Origin of the sequence: Streptomyces sp. Y20 (genome assembly GCF_043195475.1) — a bacterium.
GTDB lineage: Bacteria > Actinomycetota > Actinomycetes > Streptomycetales > Streptomycetaceae > Streptomyces.
On sequence record NZ_JBIDDP010000006.1, the window covers coordinates 341797 to 360232 of the forward strand.

The window sequence follows — 18436 nt, forward strand, 5'->3', positions numbered from 1 at the left end:
ACGCGGCGCCGTCCCCGGCACGTCTCGTCGCGACGGGCCGGCCGTTGGGCGTCCAGTGGAGCGTCGAGCAGCCAACCGGGGTTCGACGACGGATGCCACCTCGCCCCGGTCGGTGAAGACGTGTCCGTTCATTGACGCGTGACCAGCGCTGATGGGTCCTTCCGCATGCTTCGGAGGTGTTCACTGCCTGCTCGCTGCCGTCACGCGCTTGCGGTCGGATTCGGTGCGCAGGGTGCCGGCGGCCACCGCGGTGATCGCACACAGCAGGGTCAGCAGTAGGAAGGCGTGATTCAGGACGACCAGGTGGGTCAGCCAGCCGATGACCGCGGGGCCGGCGAGCATGCCGACGTAGCCGAGCCCGGCGACGCGGGAGACGTTGGCCCCGGCAGCCGAGGAGTCGGCGTGCCCGGCCGCGCTGAACAGCTGCGGGACACAGCCGGACAGCCCGAGACCGAACAGCGCCCAGCCTGCGAACGCCGCCCATATCCACACGGAGACGGCCGCGACGGTGATGCCGACAGCGGCCGTGGCCGCGCCGTGGCGCAGGATTGTCATGGATCCGAACCGGGCGACGAGGCGGTCGGTGAGCAGCCGGCCGATCGTCATGGCCGCCGCGAAGGTGCCGTACGCGAATGCGGCGGTGCTCGCGGGCGCGCCGACGATGTCCTTCAGGTGCAGCGCGCTCCAGTCGTTGGCGGCTCCCTCGCACAGCATGACCAGCAGAGCCAGGGTGGCCAGGAGCCGGATGCGTCCGCTGGTTCCGCGGCGATCGGCGTCCCGAGCCTGCTCGTCCTCCTCCAGAGGGTCCGTGTCGGCAGCGCCGGGCGCGGCCGGTAGCAGGGCGCCGGCCGGCAGCAGGGCGATCACGATGCCAAGGCCTCCCACGGCGGCCATGCCCGCGGCCGGGCCCAGCCCGGCGCCCGCCGTGGCCGCTCCGACGAGCGAGGCGAGGACACCGCCGACCGAGAACGTGGCGTGGAAGGCCGACATGACGGGGCGGCCGTACGCCTTCTCCACGTGTACGGCGTGGGCATTCATGCTCACGTCCAGGCAGCCGTTGCAGAACCCGAAGGCCAGTAGGGCACCTGCCAGAGTCCACGGGTCCCGGGACAGGCCGGGCAGCGCGAGCGCCGCGCTGCACAGCACGCCGGTGGCGGGGACGACGATGCGCGCTCCGAGCCGGTCGGTCAGACGCCCGGCCGCCCGCATGCCGATGAACGCTCCCACGCCCAGCAGCACCAGGAGCCCCCCGAGCGTCGCGTGGCTGACACCGACGCGCTCCTCGACGGCGGGGATGTGCACCACCCAGCTGCCCATCGTCGTGCCGCACAGGATGAAGTAGACAAAGGTCGCCACTCGGGCACGCCGAAGAGAATCGCTCATGGCGGCAACCGTAACGAACACGAGATGCGCTCGGATATTGTTCTTTCGCACACATTGAATGTGCGTTTCGAGGGGTGTTCAATCGCGGTATGAGCAACGCGGACCGACACGGCATGATCGCGCAGGCTGTCAGGGAGTCGGGAAGGATCACGGTGCAGGACCTCGTCCGACTGACCGGCGCCTCCGAGATGACCATCCGGCGCGATCTCGACTCGCTGGCCGCGCAAGGCGTCCTCGAGCGGGTCCGTGGCGGCGCGCGCACCCTGCTGCTCCGGGGGGATGAGCCGCCGTTCGCGCTGCGTGCTCGCGAGGCCGTCGATGCCAAGCGCCGCATCGCGGCGGAGGTGTCCTCGTCCATCGCCGACGGGGAGACCGTCCTCCTCGACAGCGGTACCACCTGCCTGGAAATCGCCCACCTGCTGTGCCGGCGACCGGTCACTGTGATGGCCCTGTCATTGCAGGCCATCCACGTACTGGGCCAGGGTCCGAACCGGGCGAGGCTGATGGTGCCGGGCGGGCAGCCGCGGGCCGCGGAGGGAGCCCTCGCCGGCCCCCTCACCCTCGCTTCCCTGGCGGCGCTGCGCTTCGACACCGCCGTCATGGGCTGCTGTGGCCTGAGCGCAGCCGAGGGCCTGACCGCCTACGACCTCGATGACGCGGCCGTGAAGAAGGCCGGCCTCGCCTCCGCGCGCCGCATCATCGTCGCGGCCGACGGCAGCAAGCTGGGTCACACCGCCTACGCACACGTCGGCCCCTCCACGCTCCTGCACACCCTCGTCACCGACACCACGGCCCCCGCCGACGAGGTGAGCGCGCTGGAAGGCACCGGCGTCGTCGTCAAGGCTGTCTGACGAGGCTTCACCCCTGTGGGAGTGGCGCTGCAAGAGCGGCTGCTCGGCCGCGCCCACGATGGGTGCGGTGAGCCGGTCCAGGGGGCCCGGCGGCGCGGCCATCGGCCACCTGGCCCCGCGCGCCGGGGTCCGGAACTCCGGCGCCTCCGCATGGTCGGTGAAGGGGTGGGAGGCCCGCGCCGGCGATCCGGGTGACGACGGCCCGTCCCGGCACGGTGGGACAGACGGGGAGCGAGCGGGATCACGCGCCACCGCTGCGATGCGCTGCGCCTACCGCTTCGCGGTGGCCTGGTGGGCGAGGAGCCTCCATGTGCCGTCGACCCGGGCCCACACTCCGAGCGAGCGGTTGGCTAATTTCTTTCGTATTCCGCCGGCGGTCATGTCGACGCACATTTCGCCGATCACCACGGCGGTGTCACCGGCCACCGTCACATACTCAATGAGGTGATCGATGCGGTGGTACACATAATAGGCACTCTCGCATTTCGCGACGAACGAATCGAGCGTGTCCAGGGTTCCGCTCGAGTGGGTGTAGGCGAGATCGGGGTGAGCGAGATCGGTGAAGGCGTGGATGTCGCGTTCCACGAGGGTGTCGAACCGGAGCTTCTCCAGCTCGCAGATGACGTCCGCGTCGGTTGCGGTCACGGTTCTCCTCCACCTCGGGCTCCCGCTCGTTCGCCGCCCCAGTCTGCACGTTCACCCGGCTGCCCGTCCTGCGCATTTCGGCCTAGTCCCATCTGCCGACCGTCATCTCACCGAACAAGCAGAAAAGGCGACGCTGTCCGGCTTTCTCCCTCCTAGGATTCCATGGCAAGAATGTCCGGTCACTCGAAGGGAAGCCCGATGGTGAAGCGAGTTCTGCTTTCCGAGACCGATCTGCCCGACCATTGGTACAACATCCTTCCCGATCTGCCCGCCCCGCTCCCCGGTCCGCTCAACCCACTGACCATGGCCCCGCTTCAGCCGGGTGATCTGGCCGATCTGCTTCCGCGGAAGGTCATCGATCACGAATTCACGCAGGAGCGCTGGGTGGAGATCCCCGACCGGGTGCGGGACGTGTACAAGATCTGGCGGCCCTCCCCGCTGGTCCGGGCCGAGCGCCTGGAGCGCGCGCTCGACACTCCGGCGCACATCTACTTCAAGTTCGAGGGCGTGTCCCCGTCGGGCTCCCACAAACCGAACACCGCCGTCGTCCAGGCGTACTACGCCGCGGAGGAGGGGGTTAGCCGGCTGACGACGGAGACCGGGGCGGGCCAGTGGGGCTCCGCGCTGTCGTTCGCCGGTGCGCTGTTCGGGCTCGAGGTGAACGTCTACATGGTCCGGGCGTCCTTCGAGCAGAAGCCCTACCGCAAGTCGCTGATGCGGAGCTGGGGTGCCGAGGTCTACTCCTCGCCCACGCAGCGGACCGAAGCCGGTCGCCGGATCCTGGCGGAGAACCCGGACTCGCCCGGCAGTATCGGCATCGCGATCAGTGAGGCCGTGGCCGACGCGCTGAGCCGGGACGACACCAAGTTCGCGCTGGGCTCCATCATGAACAACGTGCTGCTGCACCAGACCGTGATCGGTCTGGAGGCGAAGAAGCAGATGGAGATCATGGGGGAGTACCCCGACGTCGTGATCGGGTGCGTGGGCGGCGGCTCCAACTACGCCGGCCTCGCCTACCCGTTCATGCGGGACCGGCTCAGCGGCGAGCGCCCGCAGACCCGGTTCGTCGCCGCCGAGCCCGATGCCTGCCCCACTCTCACCCGGGGCAAGCTGGCCTACGACTACCCGGACACCGCGGGCCTTACCCCGCCGTTGTACATGCACACCCTCGGGCACGACTTCATCCCCGGTTCCATCCACGCCGGCGGCCTGCGGTACCACGGTGACGCGCCCAGCCTGTGCCTGCTCAAGGAGCACGGTGTGCTGGAGGCCCGGGCGTTCGCGCAGACGGACGTCTTCGACGCGGCGGTGAGCTTCGCGCGCAGCGAGGGCTTCGTCATAGCTCCCGAGTCGTCGCACGGGTTGAAGGCGGCGATCGTGGAAGCACTGGCCGCTCGCGAGGCCGGACAGGAGCGGGTCGTCCTGTTCAACATCTCCGGGCACGGCAATTTCGACCTGGCTGCCTTCGATTCCTTCCTGGCCGGCACGATGGAGAACCCGTCGGTCACCGACGAGCAGCTCGCGCAGAGCCTGAGCGCCCTCCCGTCGCCCGCCTCGTCGGTCTGAGGGGGCTGGGGTGGTGACGACGCGTCCCGAGCTGCGGGGCACCTTCGGCGCTGTGTCCTCGACCCACTGGCTGGCATCGGCGGCAGGTATGGCCACGCTGGAGGCCGGCGGGAACGCCTTCGACGCCGCCGTCGCCGCCGGCTTCGTCCTGCAGGTGGTCGAGCCCCATTTGAACGGGCCGGGCGGTGATGTGCCTATTCTCTTCTTCGAAGCCGCCTCGGGCCGTGCCCAGGTGATCTGCGGACAGGGCCCGATGCCGCAGGCGGCCACGCCTGCGGCGTTCCGGGCGCTCGGCCTGTCCCGGATCCCCGGCTCGGGGGTGCTCCCGGCCACCGTCCCCGGGGCGTTCGGGGCCTGGCTGAAGGTGCTGGAGGAGCACGGCACGATGCGCCTCGGCCAGGTTCTCCACCACGCCATCGGCTACGCGGCGCACGGCTATCCGGTGCTGCCGAAGGCCGCCGAGGCCATCGCGGTTCTGGCGGAGCTCTTCCGCGGCGAGTGGGCGGAGTCCGGACGCACCTACCTGGTGGACGGCGCACCGCCCCGTCCACGTTCCCGGCTGCGCAACGTGGCGCTGGCCGAGACCTACCGGCGGATCCTCAAGGAGGCCGAAGCCGCCGGACCCGGCCGTGAGCAGCAGATACGCGCTGCCCACCAGGCGTTCTACGGTGGCTTCGTCGCCGAGGCCATCGATGCCCACCTGCGGGGCACCGACGTACTGGATTCGACCGGACGGCGTCACCGGGGGCTGCTCACCGGGGACGACATGGCCCGCTGGAAGCCGCGTACGGAGGCCACGGTGAGCCGCGGCCACCGAGGTCTGGAGGTGCACAAGCCCGGCCCGTGGTCGCAGGGCCCGGTCTTCCTCCAGCAGCTCGCCCTGCTGGAGGGATTCGACCTCGCGGTGATGGGTCTGGACAGCGCCGACCATCTGCACACCGTGATCGAGTGCGCCAAGCTGGCCTACGCGGACCGGGAAGCCTGGTACGGCGACCCGGACTTCACCGACGTACCCCTGGCCGCGCTCCTGGCCGACGACTACACCGACGGCCGCCGCAGGCTCGTCGGCGACCTGGCCTCCGACACCTTGCGCCCCGGCGCCCCGGCGGGCCGGCCGCCGCGCATCCTGCCGCTGGACCGGGCGGATCCACCCGTCGGCCCCCACTGGCAGCGGCAGTTGTACGACGGGCTGCCCACGGTGGTACCCCCTGTCCTGGCGGCGACCGAGGCACGCGGCGACACGTGCTGTCTGACGGTCACCGACCGGCACGGCAACATGGTGGCCGCCACCCCCAGCGGCGGCTGGCTGAAGAGTTCCCCCGTAGTCCCCGGTCTCGGCTTCCCGCTGGGCACGCGGGGCCAGATGGCCTGGCTGGAGGAGGGGCACCCCAACTCCCTGGCACCGGGGAAGAGACCCCGTACCACGCTGAGTCCCACTCTCGTCACCCAGGAGGGCCGGGCCCGGTTGGCGTTCGGCACACCGGGCGGCGACCAGCAGGACCAGTGGACTCTGGGCTTCTTCCTGGCACACGTCGACTTCGGACTCGATCTGCAACGCGCCGTCGAGACCCTCGCCTTCCACTCCGAGCATGTCCCGTCCTCGTTCACCCCCCGCACGCACCGGCCGCTCGCCGTACGGATCGAGAGCCGTCGTCCGGACGAGGCGGCCTCGGGCCTGACCCGCCGCGGGCACATCCTCGTGTCCGTTCCTGACTGGTCGCTGGGAAAGGTGTGCGCCGTGGGCGTCGACCCCGGCGACGGGCTGCTGCTCGCCGCTGCTTCGCCGCGCGGCGAGCAGGCGTACGCGATCGCTCGATGAACCCCTCGAAAGGATCCGCACCCGTGTCTCTCCCCGCGGACGAAACGAAACCGCCCGGCCGCCCCCCACGGGCCGCACTGCACCATCTGGCGGTCGAAACGGCCGACCTGGACAACTGCGTCGCCTGGTACACCGATTTCTTCGGCGGCACCGCCGCCTGGACCCTCGACACCTTCTCCGACCTGACCCGCGAACGACTGCCCGGCATCACCCGGCTGACCGAGGTGACGGCCGCGGGTACCCGGTTCCATGTGTTCACCCGTTCGGCCGCCTACGCTCCGCCGCACCCGGACACCCTCCAGTTCCAGCACGTGTGCATGACCGCCGCGTCCGTCCCGGAACTGCAACAGTGGCGGGACCGCTGGCAACAGCTCTTCGCCTCGGGCGCCTACGTCTTCGCCCGCCCGGAACCCCCTACGGACATCGTCGTGGACGACGACGGGGTGAGCAGTTTCTACGCCTACGACGTCAACGGGCTGGAGTACGAGTTCACCCACATACCGGCGGAGGCCGAGGGCCGGTGAGCGCGCTGGACGCCAACTCGCCCATCGGTCAGCTGGAAGCCTTCGTCCCCGAGTACGGCGGCCGGGCCTACGGGCTCGAACCCCTGATGCTGCCTCCCGACCCGGTGCGCTGCGACGCCGACGGACAGCTGATGCGACAGTATGCGGAGCTCCTCGGCCAGGGACCGGGCCCGGGCCCGGGTGCCGAGTCCTCGAACGCTCCGGTTGCCGCCGACTCCGCGGAGCGGTTGTTCTGGTTCCGGTGGATCACCGGCCACCAAGTCACCTTCATGCTCTGGCAGGAGCTGGGACGGCGGGCCGCCGAGGCAGCCGTCGCCGCGCCGCCGGACGACGCGGCCCCGATGGGGCGCCTGGTACGCGGCTACTCCGCCATGCTGCTCTACACGGCCTCCTGCACACGGGACGTCTACCTCCGGATCATCAGGCCGAGCATGGCGCTGCACCACCCCGCCTTCAGCGGCGCCTGGGCCCGCGACTACGGGCCCGTGCGGGCACTGCTACGGGGCCGGCTCCCCGCTGCCCGGGACGGCCGGTCCGACGCACTCAGCGAGGAGTGCGCCCTCAACGAGAGGGTGCACGAGGGCATCGCCGCCAAGTTGGTGCCGGACGCACCCTCGCTGCTCCAGTCGGCCACGGGCACCTGCCGTCCCTTGCCACGCGACGTCCGGGCGGCCCTGTTCGACACCTATTTCCTCACTCTGCGCGCACCCTGCGCCCCCGAGGAGGTCGCCGCACAACTCCTGCGCCGGCTGAGGGCGGTGCGGGACGATCTGGCGGCCAACGGCCTGTACCCGGCGTCCGCCTCCAGCCGAGCCGAGAGGCCGGAGGCGCTGCGGGCGCCCCAGATCGAGGAGATCGAGCCTGCCGTCCCGGAGCTCCTCGGGAACATCGCCCGCGACTTCGTACGGCGTTCCTCCCCCGAACGCACCCTCCCCTCTTCCTCCACCCGCACGGCCGAGCACTCGATGGAAGGAAGCGGATGCCATGGCGCATGACGTGATCGTGGTCGGCGGCGGCATCGCAGGCTGCGCCGCCGCCGAGCGGCTGGCCGAGCGGGGGCTGAGCGTGCTCCTCCTGGAGCGCGGCGCCCTGGCCGGCGGTGCGACCGGCCGCAACCAGGGCGGTCTGCTGCCGAGCCCGTTGCCCGCCTGCGGTGGCCTGTTCGCCGAGGCGGTCGCCTACTACGCACAGGCCGACCGGGAGAGCGAGGTGCCCTTCCGGTTCCGTCCGCACGGCTACCTGCTGGTCGCGGCGGACGAAGACGGCATGGACCGGGCGCGAGGCCACGGCCGGGCGCTGTCCGAAGGCGGGTTCCCGGCCCACCGGATCAGTCCCCGTGAACTGCGGGAACTGGAGCCCGGCCTCGCCCCCGACCTGGCGGGCGCGGTGGTGGTCGAGGGGGCGCACGCTCTGCACCCGGTCCTGGCGGCCGCGGCCCTGGCCGCCCGGGCCGCCCGTGCGGGCGCCGAGATCCGCACGCACACGACGGTCCGGGGGCTGTTGACGGACGGTGAGCGGGTCGCCGGTGTGGTCACGGACGGCGGCCCGCTGGCCGCGGGCGCGGTGGTCCTCGCGGCCGGACCCTGGTCGCGGAGCCTGGTCCAGCAGGCCGGCACCGACGTGCCGGTCTTCGGAGCACGTGGCTGGCTGCTGCGCACCGCGCCGGTCACGGGTGCGGTGTTCCGCCACACGCTCATGCAGTCCACCTGGCACGGCCCGGTCGGGCTGAAGCGCAACGGACCGCCGTCGCTGGCCGACGTCGCCGCGCCCACGCCGGCGGGAGGCGCCCAGGTCGTCTTCTCCTTGCAGCCGTTGCCGAGCGGGGAGGTCGTGCTCGGCTCCAGCAGCGGCCCGGCGCTACAGCTCGACGACATACGGGACGGTGAGGAGGCGGTCCCGATGATCGCGGCGGCGGCGGTCCGGCACGCCCCGGTGCTGGCCGGGGCACCGGTGCGCGCGGCGTGGTCGGGTGTGCGCCCGATGTCCCCCGACGGCCTGCCCGTCGTCGGCCCGGCGCCCGGGGCCCCGGGGCTGTGGCTGCTCACCGGCTTCGGCATCGACGGCATGCCGTTGGCGCCCGGGACGGCCCGGCTGCTGACGGAGTACCTGATGGCCGGGCGCTGTCCGGCGGGCGCCGAGCCGTTCGCCCCGGAGCGGTTCGACGGCCTGCGGGACCGGCACGGCTGACCCGGGCACACGGAGATACGGAGATACGGAGATACGGAGGGCGGTGTGGTCCGGCCGTCCCGGCACACACCGCCTTCCCGGTTCACGAGGAGAGTTCCTCGATCCTCGGATTCACCACCTCGATCAGGCGCCCGGCCTGCACCCGTACGGTCCGGTCGGCACGTCCGCTGCCGCAGTACACGATGTCCATGCGCGTCACCGACGCGTCAAAGACGATCACGGCGTCCGCCACGCCGCACACCGGGCTCGCGCCGCCCGGTTCCATGCCCAGCAGGCTCAGCTCCCCGGGCTCGGCCTGCCGCAGCTTGGAGCGGGACACGCCCGCGGCCCGGGCCAGCCGGCCGTAGTTGACGCGGCCGGTCACGGGCAGGGCGGCGAGCACGAAGCCGCCGTCGGCGGTCCTGAAGACCATGGTCTTCAGTAACTGCTCGGTGGCGAGGCCGAGTTTGGTCTCGGCGTCCTGACGCCCCACGATGGGAACGTGGTCGAGGACCGTGAACGGCACTCCGGATCTGCGGAGCACCTCCTCGGGCGACAGGACACGGGTGGGCTCCACGGGCTGCGACATCTCACTCCTCGTCGGCTGAGCCCGGCCGGTCCCGGCCGGGCTCAGCCACGCTACTGGCCGACGGCCATGCGGCATACCGCCGCAACCCGTACAGCAGCGGGGCCCGTGCGGGTCCGGTGCCGACGCTCACCCGGGTCACACGGCCGAAGACCACGGTGTGGTCCCCGACCTGCCGCACGCCGTCGACCCGGCAGTCGCCCACGGCGTGCGCGGCGTCCCGCAGATGAGGGCCGGCCGCCGTGCCGGGCAGATGCCACGCCGTCCGCCGGAAGCGGTCCGGGTCACCGGAGGCGAACAGTTCCGCGACGTCCCGGGCGGAGTGATGCAGCAGGTTGACGCTGAACCCCCCGGTGCTCTTCAGGGCGTCCAGCGTGGGGCTGCCGCTGCGCACGCACACCAGCAGTGTGGGCGGGCTGAGGGAGACGCTGCACAGCGACGAGCAGGTCATGCCCCAGGGCCGACCGACCGTGTCGAGGGCACCGATCACCGCAACGCCGGTGGGGAACAGGGACATCAGGGCCCTGAATCCCTCCTCATCCGCGGTCGTGTCCTGAGTTGCCGCGTCAGGTCCCGTCATGGAACAGCTCCTGGGACACGCGCCGTGGCGGTGCTCCGGCGGCGGGGCACCGGACCGCGAAACGCCGGCAGCGGGCCGGTGACGACCGTGGTCACCGACGCCACCGGGACCCGGCCGAGGGCGATCTCCCCGGTCAGCGGTGGCCGGCGTACCGGCGCCACCGCCCGGCGGGCCGGCCGGAGCAGGGCCGGCACCACGGGCAGCGCCGCCGGGGACCGGGGGACGACCGTCATCAGCGCAGCCCTGAGAGGTACTCCACCTGGCTGGGCAGCGTCTCCACGAGCTTGCGCGCCTGCTGCCGTACCCGGGTCAGCTCGTGCCGCGCCGCGCGGGTGTCGACGAGGTCCAGCGCGGGCGGGTGACGCAGCGGGAGGCCGCCGAGCCCGAGGGCCATGCAGACGTAGCTGTAGGGCTCGAAGGCGTGGTAGTAGGGGTAGGTGGTGTTGTTGTCGGGGAGTCTGCTCGTCCACTGTTCCAGGCGCACCGCCATGTCGTCGGGCAGCGGGCGCTTCTTCGCGTCGCGCCAGTAGTCGTTGTTCACGCGGGCGGCGCCCCGGTAGTGCAGGATCAGGAACTCACGAACGCCCTCGACGGCCCTCGCCGTGCTGAGGTTGTAGGTGTCGCGCAGCACCGGGTCGCGGTTCGTGCCGGGGAAGTACCTGACGAGCTGTTCGATCGCGTGCTGGATGAGGAAGATCCCCGTCGACTGGAGCGGCTCGACGAATCCGGCGGACAGCCCGATACCCACGCAGTTGTTCACCCAGGCCCGGTTGGAGCGGCCGATCCGCATGCGGATGTGGTTGGCTTCCAGGTCCGCGGCCGCGGGTCCGACGAAGTCGCGCAGGAGGCGCTCCGCCTCCTCGGGTTCGCAGTAGTCGGCTGCGTAGACGTATCCGGTGCCGATCCTGTCGAGCAGCGGGATGGTCCAGATCCATCCCGCCTCCTGGGCGGTGGCCGTGGTACACGGCCTGATGCCCTGCACGGCGGTGTCGACGGGGACCCGCAGGGCCACCGCGCGGTCGTTGGGGAGTGAGTCCTGGAAGGAGATGAACGGTTCCTCCAGGGCCTCGCCGAGCAGCCTGCTGCGGAATCCGGAGCAGTCCACGTAGAGGTCGGCGGTCAGGTCGCCGTGCTCGCGGGTGACGAGGTGGTCGATCCAGCCCTGCTCGTCGAGCCGTACGTCCACGACGTCGTCGATGATCCGGCGGACACCGCGCTCGACGGCGTAGCGGCTCAGGAAGTCGGCGAGGAGGGAGGCGTCGAAGTGGTAGGCGTAGGGGAACTGGGTGTTCTGCTCGGCGAGCGTGGTGCGATAGAGGGGGCGGTGGGGGTCCTCGTCGAAATCCTGCTCGAAAAGCCGGTGGTCCAGGTACCTGGGGGATGCCTTCGCGTCGCAGAGCCAGGGTATGAGGAAGCAGTCCCGGTCGAAGCGGTCCGTCCCGCCGACCTTCTGCCACCAGTCGGTGAGCGGCACCCCGTCGACGACCCGCATCCGTTCGAACGGATGGTAGAAGTACGTGCCAGGCGCCCGCCAGTTCTCCAGCCGTACCGCCAGCTTGTATGTGGCGTTGCATTCCGGCATCCAGTCGGCCTCGCTGAGACCGAGGTAGTCGAAGAAGTGGCGGACCGTGCTGAAGGTCGCCTCCCCGACCCCGATGGTACCGATCCGCCGGGACTCCACCACGGTGACGTCGACGCTGTCCGCGAAGGCCGCCCGTAAGTAGGAGGCGGTCATCCACCCAGCCGTTCCACCACCCAGAATCACCACGCTACGTGTCATGCCGGGTGACCCTAGGCGTGATCGCCGGGCGGCGTCTTCGGCAGATCGGACGGATCGCGGCAGGACATCGCGTCGAACGGACTAGGCCGAAATAGCCAATTCCTGCCTTCACGCACTTGCCAATCGGATATGGCGAAAAAACGCGCACTCCGGACTGGGGGTGTGGGAGAGGATGACGCCTTGTTCGATTCGGTCCAATGCTGCGGCTCGCGGCACAGGAGGGCCTCGTGCGTGACGCTCGAACCGACCGGGATCCAACATCGGACGGCCTGGACGGCGGCGAGAAGCGGGCACCGTTGCGCATCTTCCTGATCGACGACTCCAGCCTGGTGCACGCCGGGCTCGTCGATGTTCTGCGGGCGTACCCCGACCTCACTCTCATCGGCAGCGCCCGGGACAGTGCGGCGGCGCTCGAAGCCACGCTCGACTCGTCGTTGGACGTGCTCGTGATCAACACCGCCTGCCGGTCCATCGACGTCGTGCACCTGATGCACCGGGCCGCCCACTATGCCGGGGCCGGCGTCTCGCGCATGCTCCTGCTGAGCAATGACGCGAACAACCCCATCCACGCGGAAGCGGAGAAACTCGGTGCCGGGGGGCTGGTGCTGGCGTGGGAGGAGCCGGCGTTCCTGGTGTCCGCCATCAGACTCGTCTCCGGGGGTTACCGCATCGGCGTACCCGAGCAGGGCGAGCCCGACCGCGCACCGTCCCGCAGACACTCCGTCCACCACACGGCGCTCGACCTGCTCACACTCCGCGAGCGGCAGGTCCTCAAACTCCTGGCGCGCGGCCTGAAGAACGCGGAGATCGCCGGAGAACTGGTGGTGAGTGAGAGTACGGTCAAGACCCACGTACAGAACGTGCTCATGAAACTCGGCCTCCGGAACCGGGCCAGCGCGGTCGCGGTCGCGTACGAGTTGGGCCTCACCCGGGCCGAACGGGCCAGCTGACCGGACGACGGCGCCGGCGCGCATCCCGCCGGCGGTGACCAGCGCCTCGCTCCGACTACGGCCTCGGTCGCATGGATGTGATCACATCGTGGTGACCGGCGGCATCCTGAGCCCTGACCGGCAGGGGCGGGGCGGGCTCGTTCCCGATCCGTTCCCGATTCATTCCCGGCCGCTGAACGCGAGCCGGACCCCCAGGCCGACCATCGCGATGCCCGACGCCCCACCGATCCAGGACAGCCGACGTGGTGAACCGGCAAGCCAGTTGCGGGCCGTTCCAGCGAGGAGGCCCCATGCCGCGTCCGAGATCAACGCGATCAGGACACAGATCAGGCCGAGTAGCAACAACTGCACCTGTGCGTTTCCCGCCGACGCGTCGACGAACTGCGGCAGTACCGCGCCGAAGATCAGCAGTCCCTTGGGATTGCTCACCCCGACGATGAAGCCCTCCCGGAAGATCCGTCCCGGACGGGCCGACGCCGACACGGTCTGATCCTCCACCATCAGCAGCTTGCGTCGCCGCCAGGCCTGGACGCCGAGATAGACGAGGTAGAGCGCACCGGCGAACTTCAGGATCGAGAAGATCAGGAGGGAACGGGCAAGCACTTCCCCCAGCCCGAACGCCACCAGCACCACCTGAACGAGCAGTCCCGCTTCATTTCCCACCGCCGTCGACACAGCGGCCTTCCGGCCCAGTGCCACCCCTCGGCTCACCACGAAAAGGACACTCGGTCCCGGCACAGCGATCAGCACGGTCACAACGGTCAGGAAGACAGTCAAACGCTCTGGTCCGATCACCTCCACAGCGTACGCACCACGAGTCCGACGTCTCCGCCGTTTCGGCCAACGCGGTGAGTGACGCCGCAGCGGCCCGGCGCTCGATGGTCGGTTTCCCAGCCGCACCGCTCGGCGGCAGCGCCGCCCCACCGTTCGCTCTCGGCACCGCGCCTCGACCCCACGGTTTGGGCGCAGCGATCGGGTCCGTGGACTGCGGCCCGGTGGGACGGCGTGGGTGACGGGATCCGGGGGCGGTCTCACCGAAGATCACTGCGGGGACACTCCGGTCTCACGGCACCGGCGACATGTCCCCTGCAGACGTGAGACCGGAGGAACCGTCATGCAGCCGGATGACCCGATCATGCAGGGGCCTGGAGAGCGCCGGGTCGCCGAAGCGGCGGAACGGATCGTGGAAGAGGGCCGGCCGCGGTTGCACCGCACCTGGACGTCCTTGGTGGCCACCTCGCTGCTGGGCGGTATCGACGTCGGTGTCGGGGTCATGACGCTGCTGTTCGTGCGGCAGGCGACCGGCAGTGCACTCCTGGCCGGGCTGGCCTTCTCCGTGGGGCTCATCGCTTTGCTGCTCGGTCACAGCGAGCTGTTCACGGAAGGCTTTCTCGTACCCGTCGCCACCGTCATCGCCGGTGCGGCCTCCTGGCTCGACCTGGTGCGCATGTGGGTGACGGTCCTGGTGATGAACCTGATCGGCGGATGGGTGTTCACCTGGCTGGTCATGCAGGCCTACCCGGACCTGCACCGCACCGCGGCTGCTTCGGGCGCGCATTTCGTCGACGGCGGCTACACACTGGGCACTTTCTGCCTCGCTGTGCTGGGCGGCGGCGTCATCACGCTCATGACCCGTATGCATCACGGCACCGAGTCCATGGCCGGGAAGATCACCGCATCGATCACCACCGCGTTCGTCCTGGCCGGGCTCGGGTTGTGGCACTCGGTCCTGGACTCCCTGATCGCGTTCGCCGGCCTGCACACCGGCAGGACGCCCTACGGTTACACCGACTGGCTTCGGTGGCTGGCCTGGGCGGTCCTCGGCAACATCGTCGGGGGTCTCCTGCTGACGACGGGACTGCGCCTCGTGCGCAGCGCTCCGGTGCTGACCGATGACAACCCGTCGGTGAAAGCCGGCGGCTGACACCTGCGAGACGGGCGTGACGCGCTCCGGGTCGCCGAGTCGGCGCCCGGCCACCGGCACTCGGAAGTTCCCGGTGGGTGGCCGGTGACCCGTGATACGGCACGCGCGAGCATGCTCCAGTGGATGTGATGGGCATCACATGCAGGGAAAAAGTGACACGCGAAGTCGCCGTACGCCTCCCAACGGCGCCCCATGCTGGTCTATTCGAGCCCCGGAAGGGGTGTCCGGCAGCGCCCCGCCTTCGATTTGGCGCCCGCGGCACGCCCGGGCCGCGCCGGTGGCGCCGGCGCTCGGCCGCAGGGGTGATCGCTCCGGGCCCCACCGGTCCTGTGCGGAGCCGTCCGGAGCGGGGGACGCCTGAAAGCCGTCTGCTCGGTTCGATCCTCAACTCTGCGGGCGACGCCGCCGTGCCCATTCCTGCGAATTGAATGCCCGGTCTCGACAACCCGGTGCCGTAAGGGGTCTGTGTACCCGTCATGAGCCCCGGGAAGCGCGATTGATTTCATACAGGTCGCGGAGAACACTGATGGAGCAACGGTGAACGACGCCGGAAAAGAGGTGACGGAATCATGGGTGTCAAGATGACGATGACCACCCGCTGCTCGGTCTCACTGCAACGCGAGCAGGTGCGGATGGTCATCATCGTCGTCGTCCTCGTGCTCTGGAGCGTGCTGGCGCAGGCACACGGGGGTACGACACCGGTTGACGCGCTGATCGGACGCATCTGAGGGATGTGGAGATCCCTCGTGGAGGGGCGGCTGCCGAAGCGGGCGGCCGCCCTTTCGCCATGTCAGGCCGGCGCAGGGCGACGGCGGGCGAAGGCTTTGCCCGCGTCGGCTCGGCAATCGCCGTTGAAACTGCCCGGTAATCCCCGTCGTTGTTATCGCGGGAGTCGAGATTTGAAGAAGTCAGGTGGTGAGAAGACGGCGGAAAGCCTCGATTCCGTGCTCGTCGGAAGCCGTGATCGGAATTCCCTGGGCCTGGATCCAGGCGTGGAACCGGCACGGGTCGGCGGCCGTGCCGATGCACCACGTCACCCGGTGTCTGCTGAGGGCCAGCAGCACCAGCGAGGCCAGGGAGGTCTCGAGACAGGCGGCACGTCCGGGGTAACGGGCGGCGGCCTGCCGTACCGCGGCCAGGGCCGCCGTCGCCTGTGCCGCCGTAGCCTCCCGCCGGCACCAACGGCGCAACGTCCACCGCACGATCCGCAGGAGGGTGCGAAAGGGCAGCCGGATGAGTACGAGAGCGATCAGGAGACCGAGCAGCCCCAGGGGCAGGGGGCGCCGGACGGGCGAACGGCCCTCTCCGGACGGATCCGCCGCGGGATCGGCCGCCATGGCCACCTCCGCTCCGCCGGCGGCACGCCTCCCACCGACCGGAGCAGGCGCGCCGTCCACCGGGCCGCGCACGCTCGTGACCGCGCCGTCGCCGTGGGCCGGCCCCTGCCCGGAGCAGGTCGCGGACCTGTCACCGGGGGCCGGCGCCGGCGGTCCGCCCGGGGCACAGGTGATCAGGAGGCCGCGGGCGAGGAGAGCATCGGCGAGCTGCCGCGCGTCTCCCCGGATCAGGTCCTGGCAAGGCCCGGGGAACCGACGCGCCGTCACGCGTACGCCGGTCTCGAAGTCCCGGCTGCGGCGCCACTCCTGCCACAGCAGTCCCGCCACGGGATTCATGGCGAAACAGTGACCCGAACGGGCGTCCAGCAGCACGGCGCCGCCGTGGGCACCCGGGCTCTCGCGGACGTAATCGGGCACTCGCAGCCCGGTCATCGTGCCTCCCCGGCGCAATGTCCGCCCAGCCACACATCCACTCCGAGGAGGCGGTTGAGCGCGGGAAAGGGAGCGGCAAGGCCGTCCACAGCCCCGTCGAGAGCGGCGATCACCCGCGCCGGCTCCACGATGCCCAGGTCGGCGAGCGGCGAACGGGCGAGGCGTACACGGAGGTCCGCCGCGGCCCGGCGGACGCCCAGGTAGTCCTCGGCCGCGTAGGCGCCCTTGGTGCGTCGGCCCAGAACGGCGTCTGGCACCGCACCGGCGAGTGCGGCCCGCAGCAGCGGCTTGACGGCGAAGGGGTCCGCCTTCCAGGGCGTCGCCAGGCTCATGCACGCCCGGACGACGTCGCCGTCCAGGAACGGTGCCTGCGGCCACACGCCGAACGGCCTCGCCACATCCACGAGTTGGCTGTGCAGGCTCGCTGAGCTCCTCAACTCGCACAGGGCTGCGCGCGTGCCCGGACCCGGCCCCGCCTCGCCGCGGCGCACCTGCCCGGCGCGCTCGGCAGCCAGTTCGGCGAGCTCGCGTCGGGCCCTTGGGGTCAGCCACGAGGCCTCCGGCCCGGGGGGCGACCACCAGGCGATGGCGTCCAGCCACCGCGGAGGGTGCGGGAGGGGTCGTTCCAGACGGGTGGCCAGGTCGTGCAGCGCCCGGTCGAGTGGGGTATGGGCCAAGCGCAGGGCCTGGTGGGCGATCCTGGCGGGAGACACGCGGCGCAGTCTGCCGAGGGCGAGGGCGTCATGGGTGAGCCGGCGCACTGTCCGGCACGCCGCCATCTCGCCGAGGTACGCGGGCGGCGCTGTCAGCAGGGCGTCGCCGCCCTCACCCGTCAGGTGGACCCCTCCGCCGCGGCTCGCGATGTGCGTGAGGCGCAACCGGAGCCGGGCGACGATCGCGGTGGAGGGATCGGGCTGGTCGGCCGGCCCGCGCGCGCTCACCGTGGCGTACGGCAGTGATGCGATACCGCCCTGGGTGAGGCGCAGACGGATGGCGGTTGCCTCGCGGGCATGACGCTGAGCGTGGTGCAGGTCGCCCGCCGGGGCCGCGCGGTGGTGATAGACGAAGGCGTCCAGCGGGTCCACCACGTCCGCGGCGAGGAAGGCCAGCGAGGTGGAGTCCATGCCCCCGCTGAAGTCGCAGGTGGTTCGGGTGGCGTCGCGCGCACGCAGGGCGACGGCCTGCTTCAGGGAGGTACGCAGACGGGGCGCTATGTCCTCCATGCAGGCGTCACCGTCGGGTGCGAGTGGCGCGTAGGCCGACCGGGTGAGGGTGCCGGTGGCGGGATCGGCGCGCAGTGCTTCGCCGGGACCCAGCCGGTGCACTCCCGCGAAGCCCGTTCGCGTCCCGGCGAGTTCGGGTACCGCGGGACAGACGATGTGCGCGGCGAGCGCCAGGGTGTCCGGGGTTCCTTCCCGGCCGGTCATGACGGCCACGGCGGCGGCGCGTGTGGAGATCACCGTACGGCCGTTGTGCCGTGCGTAGTAGAGCGGAAACTGACCGGCCGGGTCGGCGTAGGCGGTGACGCGCCCGCCCTGCTCCAGCACCAGCAGCAGGTAGGCTCCTGGCCATCGGGTCAGCCTCTCCCGGTCGCCGTCGCCTGCCGAGCGCTTCAGGTCGTCCCGCATCCGCGTGGAGTCGGCGAGGCACTGGCCGACCGCGACGACCCGGACCCGCGCATGCGCCGCGGTGCGCACCTCTCCGGCATGCCAGGGCCCCCACGACCACAGCCGGGGATCGGCGGGCCACACCCGTGCCGCCGGGACCGGTAGCCGGGGGCCCGGCGGCAGGATGCCGGCAATGGCCGGGCCGGCCGGAAGGCGGATCGTGAGCTCGCCGCTGTCCGGTGCCGGGCCGGCCGAGCCATGGTGGACGGGCTTGACGACCACGACG

General features: G+C 70.9%; 17 protein-coding genes. 9 read left to right on the forward strand and 8 right to left on the reverse strand.

Features of this window, described 5'->3' with window-relative positions; all coding sequences use genetic code 11:
• Positions 1-180: 180 nt before the first annotated feature.
• Positions 181-1383: an MFS transporter gene (locus tag ACGFT1_RS18300; protein WP_373909999.1), complete on the reverse strand. Its 1203-nt coding sequence runs from the start codon at positions 1381-1383 to the stop codon at positions 181-183.
• An 89-nt stretch (positions 1384-1472) separates the two neighbouring features.
• On the opposite strand from ACGFT1_RS18300, the gene ACGFT1_RS18305 reads away from it, so the two are divergent.
• A complete protein-coding gene (locus ACGFT1_RS18305; RefSeq protein WP_373910000.1) occupies positions 1473-2234 on the forward strand; it encodes a DeoR/GlpR family DNA-binding transcription regulator in 762 nt (253 codons plus the stop codon).
• Between the two features lie 270 nt (positions 2235-2504).
• Here ACGFT1_RS18305 and ACGFT1_RS18310 read toward each other — a convergent pair whose 3' ends face one another.
• On the reverse strand, positions 2505-2879 hold the full coding sequence (locus ACGFT1_RS18310) for a nuclear transport factor 2 family protein (protein WP_373910001.1): 375 nt from the start codon (positions 2877-2879) through the stop codon (positions 2505-2507).
• 198 nt (positions 2880-3077) lie between these two features.
• Between ACGFT1_RS18310 and ACGFT1_RS18315 the strand changes: the two genes are divergently transcribed.
• Genes ACGFT1_RS18315 through ACGFT1_RS18335 form a run of 5 tightly spaced genes read left to right on the forward strand, consistent with a single transcriptional unit; the run spans position 3078 to position 8975 of the window.
• Positions 3078-4445 (forward strand): TrpB-like pyridoxal phosphate-dependent enzyme, encoded by a 1368-nt coding sequence (locus tag ACGFT1_RS18315; RefSeq protein WP_373910002.1) that lies wholly within the window; start codon positions 3078-3080, stop codon positions 4443-4445.
• Positions 4446-4458: 13 nt separating this feature from the next.
• On the forward strand, positions 4459-6264 hold the full coding sequence (locus tag ACGFT1_RS18320) for a gamma-glutamyltransferase family protein (protein ID WP_373910003.1): 1806 nt from the start codon (positions 4459-4461) through the stop codon (positions 6262-6264).
• A gap of 23 nt (positions 6265-6287) precedes the next feature.
• The gene (locus ACGFT1_RS18325) at positions 6288-6788 is read left to right on the forward strand and encodes a VOC family protein (protein ID WP_373910004.1); all 501 of its coding nucleotides are present in this window, start codon (positions 6288-6290) and stop codon (positions 6786-6788) included.
• A complete protein-coding gene (locus tag ACGFT1_RS18330) occupies positions 6785-7783 on the forward strand; it encodes an L-tyrosine 3-hydroxylase (protein ID WP_373910005.1) in 999 nt (332 codons plus the stop codon). Before ACGFT1_RS18325 ends, ACGFT1_RS18330 begins: the two co-directional genes overlap by 4 nt.
• Positions 7773-8975: an NAD(P)/FAD-dependent oxidoreductase gene (locus ACGFT1_RS18335; protein WP_373910006.1), complete on the forward strand. Its 1203-nt coding sequence runs from the start codon at positions 7773-7775 to the stop codon at positions 8973-8975. Before ACGFT1_RS18330 ends, ACGFT1_RS18335 begins: the two co-directional genes overlap by 11 nt.
• A gap of 82 nt (positions 8976-9057) precedes the next feature.
• On the opposite strand, the gene ACGFT1_RS18340 is transcribed toward ACGFT1_RS18335, so the two are convergent.
• The 3 genes from ACGFT1_RS18340 to ACGFT1_RS18350 all read right to left on the reverse strand — a co-directional run bounded on the left by ACGFT1_RS18340 (position 9058) and on the right by ACGFT1_RS18350 (position 11900).
• Positions 9058-9543, reverse strand: coding sequence for an aminoacyl-tRNA deacylase (locus tag ACGFT1_RS18340; RefSeq protein ID WP_373910007.1), 486 nt, complete (start codon positions 9541-9543; stop codon positions 9058-9060).
• Position 9544: 1 nt separating this feature from the next.
• Entirely contained in the window at positions 9545-10120 is a 576-nt protein-coding gene (locus ACGFT1_RS18345) for a flavin reductase family protein (RefSeq protein ID WP_373910008.1), read from the reverse strand.
• 232 nt (positions 10121-10352) lie between these two features.
• Positions 10353-11900, reverse strand: coding sequence for a tryptophan halogenase family protein (locus ACGFT1_RS18350; RefSeq protein ID WP_373910009.1), 1548 nt, complete (start codon positions 11898-11900; stop codon positions 10353-10355).
• A gap of 227 nt (positions 11901-12127) precedes the next feature.
• Here ACGFT1_RS18350 and ACGFT1_RS18355 point away from each other — a divergent pair, with 227 nt between their 5' ends.
• Positions 12128-12850, forward strand: coding sequence for a response regulator transcription factor (locus tag ACGFT1_RS18355; RefSeq protein ID WP_373910010.1), 723 nt, complete (start codon positions 12128-12130; stop codon positions 12848-12850).
• 159 nt (positions 12851-13009) lie between these two features.
• On the opposite strand, the gene ACGFT1_RS18360 is transcribed toward ACGFT1_RS18355, so the two are convergent.
• Entirely contained in the window at positions 13010-13645 is a 636-nt protein-coding gene (locus ACGFT1_RS18360) for a LysE family translocator (protein ID WP_373910011.1), read from the reverse strand.
• A 319-nt stretch (positions 13646-13964) separates the two neighbouring features.
• On the opposite strand from ACGFT1_RS18360, the gene ACGFT1_RS18365 reads away from it, so the two are divergent.
• A complete protein-coding gene (locus ACGFT1_RS18365; protein ID WP_373910012.1) occupies positions 13965-14774 on the forward strand; it encodes a formate/nitrite transporter family protein in 810 nt (269 codons plus the stop codon).
• 569 nt (positions 14775-15343) lie between these two features.
• Positions 15344-15502, forward strand: coding sequence for a hypothetical protein (locus ACGFT1_RS18370; RefSeq protein WP_373910013.1), 159 nt, complete (start codon positions 15344-15346; stop codon positions 15500-15502).
• 180 nt (positions 15503-15682) lie between these two features.
• Here ACGFT1_RS18370 and ACGFT1_RS18375 read toward each other — a convergent pair whose 3' ends face one another.
• The gene (locus ACGFT1_RS18375; RefSeq protein ID WP_373910014.1) at positions 15683-16543 is read right to left on the reverse strand and encodes a lasso peptide biosynthesis B2 protein; all 861 of its coding nucleotides are present in this window, start codon (positions 16541-16543) and stop codon (positions 15683-15685) included.
• A complete protein-coding gene (locus tag ACGFT1_RS18380; RefSeq protein ID WP_373910015.1) occupies positions 16540-18432 on the reverse strand; it encodes an albusnodin/ikarugamycin family macrolactam cyclase in 1893 nt (630 codons plus the stop codon). The genes ACGFT1_RS18375 and ACGFT1_RS18380 overlap by 4 nt, the downstream gene beginning before the upstream one ends.
• Positions 18433-18436: the final 4 nt, after the last annotated feature.